Raw genomic sequence first — 12,688 nt, 5'->3', positions numbered from 1 at the left:
GCTGCTTAATCTATTAATTTGCAGCTATTTCTAGCATCTCACCCATATTAAGGGCATTTAAAGCTATGGCTCAGTACGTTTTTACAATGAATCGAGTGGGGAAAGTGGTTCCCCCTAAGCGTGAAATATTAAAAGACATTTCCTTATCCTTTTTCCCTGGTGCAAAAATTGGTGTCCTAGGCTTAAATGGTGCTGGCAAATCAACTTTGCTGCGTATCATGGCAGGAGTCGATACAGAATATAACGGTGAAGCGCGCCCACAGCCAGACATTCAGATCGGTTATTTACCTCAAGAGCCAGAATTAGACCCTAACAAGGACGTTCGTGGAAATGTTCAAGATGGTTTGCGTGAACTGTTCGACGCAATGGCTCAGTTAGACCAAGTCTATGCCGATTACGCTGACCCTGAAGCGGACTTTGATAAACTGGCCAAAAAACAAGGGCGATTAGAAGCCATTATCGAAGCAAACGATGGTCACAATATTGATAACATTATGGAACGCGCCGCAGAGGCGTTACGTCTTGCCCCTTGGGATGCAGACGTAACCAAGCTATCTGGTGGTGAGCGTCGTCGTGTGGCACTTTGCCGCTTGTTATTAAGTAAACCCGACATGCTGCTTTTAGACGAACCGACTAACCATTTGGATGCACAATCCGTTGGCTGGCTTGAGCGCTTTTTAGAAGACTACCCGGGCACCGTGGTCGCCATTACCCATGACCGTTACTTCCTTGATAACTGCGCCGAGTGGATTCTTGAATTAGACCGTGGCCACGGCATTCCGTTTGAAGGTAATTACACTAGCTGGCTTGAGCAAAAAGAAGCCCGCCTAGAGCAAGAAAACAAACAACAATCGGCACTCGATCGTACTATTAAACACGAACTTGAGTGGGTACGCTCTAACCCCAAAGCACGTCAGGCTAAAAGCAAGGCACGTATTGCACGCTTCGACGAACTAAACAGCCAAGAGACGCAAAAGCGTAACGAAACCAGCGAAATTTTTATTCCGCCAAGGTGAACGCCTAGGTGACTTAGTGGTGGAATTTGATGGCGTCAGCAAAAGTTTTGATGATCAATTATTGATTGATAACTTCTCAGCCAAGATTCCTCAGGGCGCGATTGTGGGTGTCATCGGCGCGAACGGCGCGGGTAAGTCGACACTCTTCAGAATGGTGGCCGGTGTTGAGCAGCCTGATAGCGGCGAAATTCGCATTGGCTCTACTGTTAAAACCGCCTTTGTGGAACAGCTCCGCGATCAACTTGAAGACAGCAAGACAGTATGGGAAGCCATTAGCGATGGTCATGACATGTTGCAAATTGGCAATTACGAAACCAGTTCTCGTGCTTACTGTGGTCGCTTTAACTTCAAAGGCAATGACCAGCAAAAGCGTGTGGGTGAACTCTCTGGTGGTGAACGTGGCCGCTTGCAATTAGCCTGCGTATTAAAGCAGGGTGCGAACATGCTGTTATTGGATGAACCGTCCAATGACCTAGACGTGGAAACCCTACGTGTGCACTGGAAGAGGCCCTACTGAACTTCCCAGGTTGTGCTATTGTTATTTCACATGACAGGTGGTTCTTGGATCGTATTGCCACCCACATTCTTGCGTATGAAGGTGATAGCCAGTTGTACTTTATGGAAGGCAATTACCAAGATTACTTAGAAGACCGCAAACGTCGCTTTGGTGCCGAGGCGGAGCAACCTAAACGCATCAAATACAAGCGTTTAAATTAACGAGGACAGGCTCCTCGTTAGAGGAGCTAATATGTCTGAAAATCGCCACTTTACCCGCATCCCATTCGATGCCCAAACCACGGTCAGCCAAGGTAATCACAGCTGGCCCGTGGATTTGATTGATCTAAGCCTCAACGGTGTACTCTTCAAGCAACCAGAAGTATGGAGCATTCATCCGGGTAATGCCCTGATGATCGACATTCGTTTGGCTGACCATACCCATATCAAGATGGAAGCCCTACTTGTCCACATTACACCTCAATATGTGGGCTGCCAATGTGGTCACATTGATTTAGACAGCATCACCTTGCTTAAGCGCTTGGTTGAACTGAACGTAGGCTCTGATGAATCGGTAGAGCGAGAGTTAGCCGCGTTGATTAAAGAACATGATGTCGATTAGCCATTGGCGCTTTAAATAATTTCTAGCGCCTGCGATATATGCTCGACCGCCATCACTTCCATACCTGCGATGCCGCCTTTAGGAATATTGGCTTTGGGTGCAATGGCACGCTTGAAACCATGCTTAGCCGCTTCTTTTAAGCGATCTTGTCCACTTGGTACTGGGCGAATTTCACCTGATAAACCCACCTCACCAAAAATCACCATATCTTGCGGTAACGGACGATCACGAAAGCTCGACAATACCGACATCAACAAAGCCAAATCTGCAGAGGTTTCACTGACTCTGACCCCGCCCACCACATTGATATACACATCTTGATCACCACAATGAATACCGCCATGACGATGCATTACGGCGAGCAACATGCTCAATCTGTTTTGATCTAAGCCCACCGCTACACGTTTCGGATGACCAAAATGGCTGTCATCCACCAGCGCCTGAATCTCTACCAAAATAGGACGAGTGCCTTCCCACACCACCATCACGCTAGAACCACTGACGGGTTGATCGGAACGACTTAAGAAAATAGAGCTAGGGTTTTTCACTTCCTTAAGACCGGTTTCCATCATGGCAAACACACCCAGTTCGTTCACTGCGCCAAACCGGTTTTTAATACCGCGCAAGGTACGAAAACGATTATCGCTGTCCCCTTCTAGCATGATGGAGCAATCGATCATGTGCTCTAGCACTTTAGGCCCAGCTAATGAGCCATCCTTAGTAACATGGCCCACCAAAAATAAAACCGTATTACTTTGTTTAGCAAAACGCGTTAGGTATGCGGCACTCTCGCGCACTTGTGACACACTGCCCGGTGCGGATTCGACACCCGGTGTATGCATAACTTGAATAGAATCAATAACGATGACTTTAGGCGTGTGATTTTTGGCGATGGAAATAATTTGCTCAACATCGGTCTCAGCCAACATTTGTAATTTATCGGAGGGTAAATTCAAACGTTGCGCGCGTAATGCCACCTGCTGTAATGATTCTTCACCGGTAATATAAAGCACCGGCATGTGCTCAGCCAAATAGCACATGGTTTGTAAAAGCAAAGTGGATTTACCCGCGCCAGGGTGACCACCGATTAAGTTCACCGAACCCGGCACTAAACCACCGCCCAACACTCGATCAAACTCTGCCATACCACAGCTAAAACGGGGTAACGCTTCTAAAGAAACATCATTAAGCTTAACAATTTTATTGGCGCCTACCCCACCTGCGTTGCCCGCATAACCTTCACGCACCGATGCCGATTTAGAGGTGGGTGAAACCGTAAACTCTTGTAAGGTATTCCATTGACCACATGCACCGCATTGCCCTTGCCACTTGCTGTGATCTGAACCGCAATCACTGCACACATATGCAACCTTACGTTTTGCCATAAATATTAAGCTCCGCTTCAATCGACCAGTATTACAAAAGTGTGCCCATCAACATGGTGGCACCATACCCTAGGGTGTAAGCAAAAAATAGTAGGATAAAATACTTAAAATAACTGATAAAGGTCAGCGCTTCGATTTTACTCATCGCCACAATACCCGCCGCCGATCCAATAATTAACATCGAGCCACCCACACCTACGGCGTAAGTTAGGCTTAACCATTCTTGTACATTCATGGTGACATCAGACTTTAATAGCGCGGCGGTTAAAGGCACGTTATCAATAATGGCCGACAAGATCCCCATTACATAATTCGCCAGCCAAACCGGCAATACATCGTAAATGCGAACAAAGCTTTCTAGGGCATGAATTTCTTTTAACGCACCAACCAACAACAAAATGCCTAAAAAGAAGAGCAAGGTATCAAATTCAATTTGGCGGATATAATTTAAAATAGGGTCGTTTTCTGTGTCTTCACCAAAGGCGCGCGCCAACAAAAACATCACTGATAAACCAAACAAAAAGGTTAATACAGGGGGGATATCAAATAAGATATTACTGGCAATGGTACTTAATATGGTCAATACAAAAACAATGGCAATGGCAACATCCACTGTTTCATGAATATCTTTTTTCTTTTGAATATAAATCGTATCTTTTAACGAAAAGCTTAATAAGCTAGCCAGTACAACAACGGCTAATAATGCCGGCATCGATAGCAGCAATAAATTTAAAATACTCGCTTTGCCCTGCAAAAATATCATCAAGGTGGTGACATCGCCTGTAATCATGGCAACACCACCTGAGTTCACTGCAAATACTACGACAGTGGCAAAGCGTATGGTTTTCTTTGTATCAAGTTTAAGCGATAAAATAAGCGCGATCGAAATGAGCGTAGCCGTAATGTTGTCTGCCAGTGACGAAAATACAAAAGCGAACAGCGCAATGAAGAAAAGAAGTTTCCGCTCACTCATTTGACTTGGCAAAAAACGATATATGAGACTTTCTATCAAACCCTTTTTATTGAGATAAACAACAAAGGTCATTGCCGCTAATAAAAATAGCCATAACCCTGCAATCTCAGCAATATTTTCATACAGGCCCTCGATCACCTTTTCATGCTGAGCACCATGACCAGAAAATGCAAACAGCAGTAACCATGAGAGTGTGCCAAAAAACAAAACCGTCTGGGCTTTGTTCACATGAATAACATCCTCAAGAACCACAAACAATAAGCCAGCAAACGCTAACCCAATTATTATTACTGATAGATAGTCAGGCATCATAGGCACCCCATAAAAAAGAAGGCGGACATTTTAGAGGATGCGTCATGACTAAACCATAACTACTAAGGGGTGTATCAAGATAAGAAGTGTAAAAAGCACATGTGATCAAAAAACAATCGGAATCCAACACGTATACTGTCATCTAAAGGCAGCTCAACACAAGAGACTGCCTATCTTACGGAGGCTTTTTTTAAGGGGCTGTTCGCTCTCGCGCACGCTTTGACAGGTCTTTATCTATCGTTTTATCGACCATCTTTAACTTATGGTGCAGCGCTGTTTTAGCCAACATATGCGCCGTAACCGGTGCCGTTATCAGTAAAAACAGTGTAATAAGCAGTTCATGCAAACTTAAATAACCCTGTTGATAAGTCACTAATATCACAGATGCCGTCAGTAAACAGCCCATGCCCAATGTTGTCGCCTTGGTTGGGCCATGAAGGCGGGTGTAAAAATCAGGCAGCTTTGCAAGCCCCAAAGAGCCAATGAAAACAAAAATCGCTCCCACCACTAAAAACACGGATACCACTAATTCAACCCAAAATTCCATTATCTTGTCCTAACGATTCTTGTTACCAGACTTTAAACGATCGATTATTCGATTAAATCGCCACGTAAAATGTATTTACACATGGCCGCAGTACTGACAAACCCCAGCATGGCAATTAACAATGCGGCCTCAAAATAAAGAGTGGTGGCGGAGGAAATACCAAACAAAATAATTAACGCAATGCTATTAATGTACATGGTATCCAGTGCCAAAATACGGTCTGGCCTACTTGGCCCTTTGAACAGTCGCCACAAATTAAGGAACAACGAGATACAAACCAATATAGTAGCTATCATTATTGCAATATTTAGCATTGAAATATCTCCATAAGAGGTCGCTCATAACGGCTTTTAATTAAAGCAATAAGCTCATCTTTATCCGTTAGGTTAAGCACATGCACATAGAGCCATTTTTTATCTTCGGAGATTTCTGCGCTAACGGTACCCGGTGTTAAAGATACCGTGCTGGCCAATATGGTGATCGGAAGCTCATGTTCAATATCCATTGGAATGGCCACTAGTGCCGGGTTCAAATGTTTAGATGACCCAACCACCAATATCGCTACTTCAAAATTAGCCACAACGATGTCACCGATCACCATTAACACATAACGAATAATGGTAAATGGCTTATGGAAACTAGGTTGAGGATCTTGCATACCCGATGTCAGCAAAGGAATCACAACGGCCAAAAATGTACCTAACACTAAGTGCCCAGGTGCCACTGTATTGTTAAGCAATAACCAAACGATAAGCAACAAAAGAGAATGGAATGGCATCGGCAACAAGCGAAATGTCGGTTTAGCTTTCATTATTCATCCCCTCCTTCGATTATAGATTCAATTAACGGAGTTCGATCATGCAATTGAGACGCGGCAAGGTCGGTATAATCGGTCACAGCACTACCAAACACGACTAACAAGGGTGAAGTACAAAGTAACAATGCGACAGCAATCAGCTTTAGCGGGGGAATCGGTACGTCACCTGTTGCCTCCCCTGCCGATCGCCAGAAAATGGTGGTACCCGCACGAGATATTGCAACCAGACACACCAGACTAGATATCAAAACAACGGGCCATACCCAAACCATTTCGGTCACGCCTTGCGCGGCTTGTAATATGAGTATTTTGCCGACGAAACCAGATAGTGGAGGCATTCCGATTACAACTAATGCAGCAATAAAAAATGCAATACCAATGACTTTTGCATGGGGCATTTGACGCGCTATAACATACCGATCTTCAGCTTTACCGCGTTGTTTACTCACTAAATCAGCAATCAAAAATAATGCGCCTGTAACCAGAGTGCTGTGTATCATGTAATAAAGCGCAGCGGATGTTGCGGCTTCACGTTCCATAGCAATGGCCACAATCAATGTGCCGACCGAAACAACCACTAAATTGGCACTGGTTAATCTTAAGCTTGGGCTGGCAAGCACGCCAATAGCACCCATAACGATCGTTAACAAACCTAATGGCCACAACCACGGTATAACGATACTCGCAAGTGCACCTGCATCTTCACCAAAGATCGTCGTATGCACTCGCAGAATACTGTAAATACCCACCTTGGTCATAATAGCGAATAGCGCAGCAACCGGCGCACTCGCGGCGGCATAGGTTTTGGGCAGCCAAAAATGTAACGGTAACATGGCTGCTTTTAATCCAAATACCACCAACAACAATAGCCCACCTGTTTTGGCTAACGCCTGCTCATGCTCTCCTAATAAAGGTACCTTGTTGGCCATGTCTTCAATATTAAGTGAGCCGATGGTGCCGTAGAGAATCCCCAAAGCAAACAAGAAAATACTAGAGCCCACTAGGTTAAGAATTACATAGTGCACATTGGCTTTGGTTTTCTGTTTACCACCGCCATGAATCAATAACGCATACGACGCAATCAGCAATACTTCGAAGAAAACAAACAAGTTAAACACGTCTCCGGTTAGAAACGCGCCATTAATGCCCATGATCTGAAACATAAACAATGGATGAAAAAACATACCATCTTTATCATCACCAGCACAGGCGTATAGCTGTGCACACAGCCCCAATACCGAGGTTAGCAACACCATCATGGTGGATAGTCTATCTGCGACGAGGGTTATGCCAAACGGCGGCTGCCAACCACCAAGCACATACACTTGAACCCCATGTTGATGACTGCTTAACAAAAGAAACGCAGATGTGATAACAAGTAGAATCATAACCAGGACGGCGAAAACGCGGTGCCGAGTTATAGAGTTGCTTAACGGCGGCAGCAGCATAAATATGGCCGCCAACATCGGTAATAAAATAGGGTAAATAGGCAGGTGCTGCATTAACCATTCCTCTTATCTGAAGCACTGAGGTTGGTTAACTGCTCAGGGATTTGACCATCGACATGATCGTTGCCTTGATCGGCACGAGAGCGCATGGCTAATATCACCACAAATGCTGTCATAGCAAAGCCGATCACAATTGCGGTTAAAACCAATGCTTGAGGTAGTGGGTCGCTGTATTCAGCGGACTGCCCTAACACAGCAGCACCATCAAGCTTTAACCGACCACTGGCGAAAAGAAACAGGTTTACGGCATACGATAATAAGGTCAGCCCGATAACAACGGTGAATGTCCGCCCTCTTAACACAAGAAAAAATCCACAGGTGGTTAATACACCGACACAGAACGCGTACATCGCTTCCATTAATCGTTCTCCTTAGTAACAATGCGTTCACTGGTGGTTAACTTACCCAAATTGGCCAGTATCAGCATGACAGCGCCGACTACCGTTAGGTATACGCCTAAATCAAACAACATGGCACTTGCAAGTTCGAATTCGCCAATCCAAGGTAAATTGAAATAGTCGAACCAAGTACTAAGAAATGGTTTATCAAAGATCCAACTGCCTAAACCTGTTGCAGTCGCTATCAGTATTCCACCAGCAATAAGCCATTGGTAATCCACCTTAACGCGCGGTTTTATCCAATGAACGCCATGTGCAATGTATTGCTGAATAATCGCTACGGCCGTAATCAAACCTGCAATGAAACCACCACCGGGTACGTTATGCCCACGTAAGAAAATATAAACCGATACCAGTAATGCTAAAGGAAGCAAACTTTGTGACACCATTTCAAACATCATAGGGTGTGGATCATTACTCCAAGCACGCCCCTTGTCGTCACGGGTCGGCATGTAGATTCGCATCTTAGCAATAAGCTTAAAGATACCCAATGCAGCGATACCCAGCACGGTGATTTCACCCAATGTATCGAACCCTCGGAAATCCACCAAGATAACATTAACCACGTTTGTGCCACCGCCACCGGTTTTACTGTTCGCTAAAAAGAAATCAGAAATGGTATTCAAAGGGGTTGTTAGCATTGCGTAACAGATGGTGCCGATTACGCACCCTATCATTCCAGCTACAAATAAATCGCCACTTAAGCGCCTGTTGCTCGATTCTTTTAGCGTACTTTGCGGTAAAAAGAATAACGCCAGCAGTAGCAAAATAATGGTCACAATCTCAACTGAAAGCTGTGTAAGCGCTAAATCAGGAGCAGAGAAATGAGCAAATGCCAGTGAGACGACGAGTCCCACCACAGACAAAAATATGAGTGCAAGGAAACGTCTTCTATGCCATACCACCGTTGCGATGGCACTTAAAATCATCAACACAGCACCTGTTATCGTGACAGCATCAATCGGGATTTGAGGGCGTGAACCTGCATTTTGTGTCAGATTAAACAGCGGCACTGCCGCCATCGTCAATGTAAACAAAAGCAGTAAAAAGATATAACGTTGTAAGGAGCCGTTTTCTAAGAGATCAATAATGTATTCCGACGCTTTGACAACCCGCTGGATGACACCCTCAAAAATATGTTTTGCATCTGGCTCATCAAATTGTGATTGGAATTGAAATAAATGACGGCGGTTATAGTAAATCGTGATGCCGCCAACCATAGCAAGAACACTCATAAATAACGGAATATTAAGCCCATGCCACACGGCCAAGCTGTAAGTAGGAAGGCCGTTAATAAGCAAAGAAGCAGAAGCGACATTCAATAAATCCCCCACGACAAAAGCAGGAAAAATGCCGACCAATAAACACAACGCCACAAGAATCTCCACGGGTACTTTCATGTAGCGTGGCGGTTCTTTTGGGGTTTTAGGCAGATCGATTGGCTCACCGTTAAAGAACACATCATGAATAAAGCGTAACGAGTAAGCCACAGAAAACGCCGCGCCCACGGTAGCAAGCAAGGGGATCAACCAAGAAAGTGAGCCAAGCATACTAAGGTTAAGGGTCTCAGCAAAAAACATTTCTTTTGATAAAAAGCCATTGAGCAATGGCACGCCAGCCATGGATAACGCCGCGACAATTGCCAGTGTGGCGGTATAGGGCATGTATTTCATCAAGCCATTGAGCTTGCGCATATCCCGTGAGCCAGACTCATGATCAATAATACCTGCGGCCATAAACAACGAGGCTTTGAAGATCGCATGGTTAATAACATGGAATACAGCTGCGACCGCTGCAAGGTCGGAGTTCAAACCCAATAAAAGAGTAATAAGGCCTAAATGGCTGATCGTCGAATAAGCAAGTAAGCCCTTAAGATCGTGTTTAAACAGAGCAATATAAGCCCCTAAAAGCAACGTTATTAGGCCGGTTATGCTGACAATAATAAACCATAAATCGGTACCGGCTAGCGCTGGATAAAAACGAGCCATCAGGAAGATACCGGCTTTTACCATTGTCGCAGAGTGTAAGTAAGCACTTACAGGTGTAGGCGCTGCCATGGCGTGAGGCAACCAAAAATGAAATGGGAACTGAGCCGATTTAGTAAATGCGCCAAGAAGCACCAAGACTAGTGCAACCGGGTAAGCGGCATGTGAACGTATCAAGTCGCCACTGGCCAAGACCGTATCAAGGTCATAACTATCAACGATATTAGCTATCAGCAATAGCCCCGCTAACAAGGCAAGTCCACCGGCGCCCGTGACTGTTAGGGCCATTCTTGCACCCTTGCGAGCATCGGACTTATGGGACCAAAAACTGATTAATAAAAACGAGCTAATGCTCGTCAATTCCCAAAACATCCATAATTGAATCAAATTATTCGATATAACAATACCGACCATGGCGCTCATAAATAGCATCAGGTAAGCATAGAATTGACCCATCGAGTCTTTTGAAGATAAATAATATCGCGCATACAGAATCACCAGCAGACCAATGCCGAGGATCAATAACAAGAATAATAGAGAAAGACCATCAAGCCGAAATGAAAGATCCAAACCAATAGCTGGGATCCAATCTATGGTTTGCCTAACGGCTTCACCATCAAATATATTTCCTGCATACATGAACACTAAAATAAGTGACCAAGCGGGTAATATTGCAACTGAAAAAGCACAGGCATTACGCCCAAAACGCTCTGTTAACAAAGGAACTAGTGTGCCTATAAGAGGCAACAGTACGACCCATAGCAGGTTCATATAAAGGGATGACTCCAGATTAAAGTGCGATGTAAATAATAGACTGATTGATAAGTCATACCTTATGTACTGCTTACTATACACATTGTAATACCTTGGTCAAAAAACAAGAACGTTTTTACGATCAATTGGCATATTTTTTATCATTTGCTTTGTTTGCATTAACGTCCCTGCAACGCGCTAATATATTTAAATATAGACAGTACACAGGTCACTGAATTAAAACGCTGAATACTGATGTCCTTAATGGGCCACATAAGCTCCATGTCATATACCCTCAACATAGAAAGTTGGTTTGTTATAACGGCCACTTAACAACAATCCCTTCACGGACTAAGTGAAAAATCCAAGTTTTTTATGTAACAAAAGAAGACCCGATAGCCCATTACACAATGACTCTTCAATATCGCTTTTGGTAAAACGCGCAGGGTGCAATAACACTGATAAATCGAACCATAAAACAAAGAAACGTTATGGTTTAAGTAAGAGATTTTTTGTACTAATTCGCGCCACATCCCTTTCATTGATGACTTGTCCCCAATAATTTAAGACTCCTATCAGAGGTTTGCTCAATATGACGTATTGATTTCGCACCATAAACACAAAAACACTTTAGTTGAAGCAAGCACATCAAAATGACACTAGATTATATTCTGACCGCTACAAAACCTAATGACTTTAAAACAAAAAACCCATTAAAAGCTGTGCTTTTAATGGGTTTTTAAATGGACATTTAGTGAACAAATGTCAATTAAAGTCTACTTATGATATTCAGGACTCAATTCAACTACGGCCTCTATAAAGGCTTTAGCATGATCAGGATCCACAAACTGGTGAATACCGTGGCCTAGGTTAAAGACATGGCCCGAGCCGGTACCATAATTTGCCAAAATAGAAGCAACTTCTTCACGAATCCGGGCAGGTTTAGCATAGAGCACGCTTGGGTCCATATTCCCCTGCAGGGCTACTTGATCACCAACACGACGACGTGCGCTGGCAATATCAGTCGTCCAATCTAAACCGAGTGCATCACAGCCAGTGTCCGCCATCATTTCTAACCATTGACCTGCGCCTTTGGTGAACAAAATAACAGGGACTGTACGACCTTCGTGTTCACGAATTAAACCGTCGACAATTTTCTGCATGTACTTCAATGAAAACTCTTGGTACGCAGCATGGCTTAACACACCACCCCAGGTATCAAAAATTTGCACCGCTTGAGCACCCGCTTGAATCTGCGCATTTAAATAATCAATGACAGACAAGGCGAGTTTATTTAGCAGCTCATGCATCACTTCAGGCTGGCTGTACATCATGGCTTTCACATGACGAAAATCTTTACTGCTACCGCCCTCAACCATGTAAGTGGCGAGTGTCCAAGGCGAGCCAGAAAATCCAATTAACGGAACGCGGCCATTCAATTCATGACGAATCGTCGACACCGCTTTTGTCACATAAGACAAATCACTGGCGGTATTGACAATGGGCAGAGCCGCTACATCTTGCTCTGTACGTACCACTTTTTTGAATTTAGGGCCCTCACCTGTTTCGAAATAAAGACCCAAATCCATCGCATCAGGAATGGTCAAAATATCACTAAACAAAATCGCAGCGTCTAATGGATAACGCTCAAGGGGCTGCATAGTGACTTCACAGGCAAACTCATGATTCATGCATAAATCCATGAATGAGCCAGCCGTCGCACGACTTGCACGGTACTCTGGTAAATAACGTCCCGCTTGGCGCATCATCCAAATGGGTGTGCGATCTACAGGTTGCTTAAGTAAAGCACGAAGAAAACGATCGTTTTTTAATTCAGTCATACATTCCAACAAAAACAATGCGCTCATAAGAGCGCG

At 44.2% G+C, this 12,688-nt stretch carries 10 protein-coding genes and 1 pseudogene; 2 read left to right on the top strand and 9 right to left on the bottom strand.

The window, feature by feature from the left end:
* Positions 1–65: 65 nt before the first annotated feature.
* Positions 66–1,733: pseudogene (gene ettA, locus ACU6U9_RS07385) on the top strand (energy-dependent translational throttle protein EttA).
* 31 nt (positions 1,734–1,764) lie between these two features.
* Positions 1,765–2,133 carry a PilZ domain-containing protein gene (locus ACU6U9_RS07380; protein ID WP_446734391.1) on the top strand — a complete coding sequence of 123 codons (369 nt, stop codon included), beginning with the start codon at positions 1,765–1,767 and terminating at the stop codon, positions 2,131–2,133.
* Between the two features lie 11 nt (positions 2,134–2,144).
* On the opposite strand, the gene radA is transcribed toward ACU6U9_RS07380, so the two are convergent.
* The 9 genes from radA to hemE form a co-directional block, all read right to left on the bottom strand.
* Complete coding sequence (gene radA / locus ACU6U9_RS07375; protein ID WP_446734390.1) at positions 2,145–3,518, bottom strand: DNA repair protein RadA; 1,374 nt, start codon at positions 3,516–3,518, stop codon at positions 2,145–2,147.
* Positions 3,519–3,549: 31 nt separating this feature from the next.
* Positions 3,550–4,800, bottom strand: coding sequence for a sodium:proton antiporter NhaD (nhaD, locus tag ACU6U9_RS07370; protein WP_446735071.1), 1,251 nt, complete (start codon positions 4,798–4,800; stop codon positions 3,550–3,552).
* Positions 4,801–4,993: 193 nt separating this feature from the next.
* Positions 4,994–5,350, bottom strand: a complete 357-nt coding sequence (locus tag ACU6U9_RS07365; protein ID WP_446734389.1) for a Na+/H+ antiporter subunit G — start codon at positions 5,348–5,350, stop codon at positions 4,994–4,996.
* 44 nt (positions 5,351–5,394) lie between these two features.
* Positions 5,395–5,664 (bottom strand): K+/H+ antiporter subunit F, encoded by a 270-nt coding sequence (locus ACU6U9_RS07360; RefSeq protein ID WP_446734388.1) that lies wholly within the window; start codon positions 5,662–5,664, stop codon positions 5,395–5,397.
* On the bottom strand, positions 5,658–6,161 hold the full coding sequence (locus tag ACU6U9_RS07355) for a Na+/H+ antiporter subunit E (RefSeq protein ID WP_446734387.1): 504 nt from the start codon (positions 6,159–6,161) through the stop codon (positions 5,658–5,660). Before ACU6U9_RS07355 ends, ACU6U9_RS07360 begins: the two co-directional genes overlap by 7 nt.
* A complete protein-coding gene (locus tag ACU6U9_RS07350) occupies positions 6,161–7,669 on the bottom strand; it encodes a monovalent cation/H+ antiporter subunit D (RefSeq protein WP_446734386.1) in 1,509 nt (502 codons plus the stop codon). Before ACU6U9_RS07350 ends, ACU6U9_RS07355 begins: the two co-directional genes overlap by 1 nt.
* The gene (locus ACU6U9_RS07345) at positions 7,669–8,034 is read right to left on the bottom strand and encodes a Na+/H+ antiporter subunit C (RefSeq protein WP_446734385.1); all 366 of its coding nucleotides are present in this window, start codon (positions 8,032–8,034) and stop codon (positions 7,669–7,671) included. Before ACU6U9_RS07345 ends, ACU6U9_RS07350 begins: the two co-directional genes overlap by 1 nt.
* A complete protein-coding gene (locus ACU6U9_RS07340) occupies positions 8,034–10,829 on the bottom strand; it encodes a monovalent cation/H+ antiporter subunit A (protein WP_446734384.1) in 2,796 nt (931 codons plus the stop codon). Before ACU6U9_RS07340 ends, ACU6U9_RS07345 begins: the two co-directional genes overlap by 1 nt.
* A 758-nt stretch (positions 10,830–11,587) precedes the next feature.
* The gene (gene hemE / locus ACU6U9_RS07335) at positions 11,588–12,652 is read right to left on the bottom strand and encodes a uroporphyrinogen decarboxylase (RefSeq protein ID WP_446734383.1); all 1,065 of its coding nucleotides are present in this window, start codon (positions 12,650–12,652) and stop codon (positions 11,588–11,590) included.
* Between the last annotated feature and the right edge of the window lie 36 nt (positions 12,653–12,688).

It is taken from the genome of Pseudomonas sp. HK3 (assembly GCF_052920985.1).
Note: the sequence above shows the minus strand (reverse complement) of the source record. Positions and strands in the feature narration are given on the sequence as shown.

What these genes read in the sequence shown, in the direction of transcription:
- ACU6U9_RS07380 (WP_446734391.1), top strand. Translation starts at nt 1,765, where the DNA reads ATGTCTGAAAATCGCCACTTTACCCGCATCCCATTCGATGCCCAAACC.
- radA (WP_446734390.1), bottom strand. Translation starts at nt 3,518, where the DNA reads ATGGCAAAACGTAAGGTTGCATATGTGTGCAGTGATTGCGGTTCAGAT.
- nhaD (WP_446735071.1), bottom strand. Translation starts at nt 4,800, where the DNA reads ATGCCTGACTATCTATCAGTAATAATAATTGGGTTAGCGTTTGCTGGC.
- ACU6U9_RS07365 (WP_446734389.1), bottom strand. Translation starts at nt 5,350, where the DNA reads ATGGAATTTTGGGTTGAATTAGTGGTATCCGTGTTTTTAGTGGTGGGA.
- ACU6U9_RS07360 (WP_446734388.1), bottom strand. Translation starts at nt 5,664, where the DNA reads ATGCTAAATATTGCAATAATGATAGCTACTATATTGGTTTGTATCTCG.
- ACU6U9_RS07355 (WP_446734387.1), bottom strand. Translation starts at nt 6,161, where the DNA reads ATGAAAGCTAAACCGACATTTCGCTTGTTGCCGATGCCATTCCATTCT.
- ACU6U9_RS07350 (WP_446734386.1), bottom strand. Translation starts at nt 7,669, where the DNA reads ATGCAGCACCTGCCTATTTACCCTATTTTATTACCGATGTTGGCGGCC.
- ACU6U9_RS07345 (WP_446734385.1), bottom strand. Translation starts at nt 8,034, where the DNA reads ATGGAAGCGATGTACGCGTTCTGTGTCGGTGTATTAACCACCTGTGGA.
- ACU6U9_RS07340 (WP_446734384.1), bottom strand. Translation starts at nt 10,829, where the DNA reads ATGAACCTGCTATGGGTCGTACTGTTGCCTCTTATAGGCACACTAGTT.
- hemE (WP_446734383.1), bottom strand. Translation starts at nt 12,652, where the DNA reads ATGACTGAATTAAAAAACGATCGTTTTCTTCGTGCTTTACTTAAGCAA.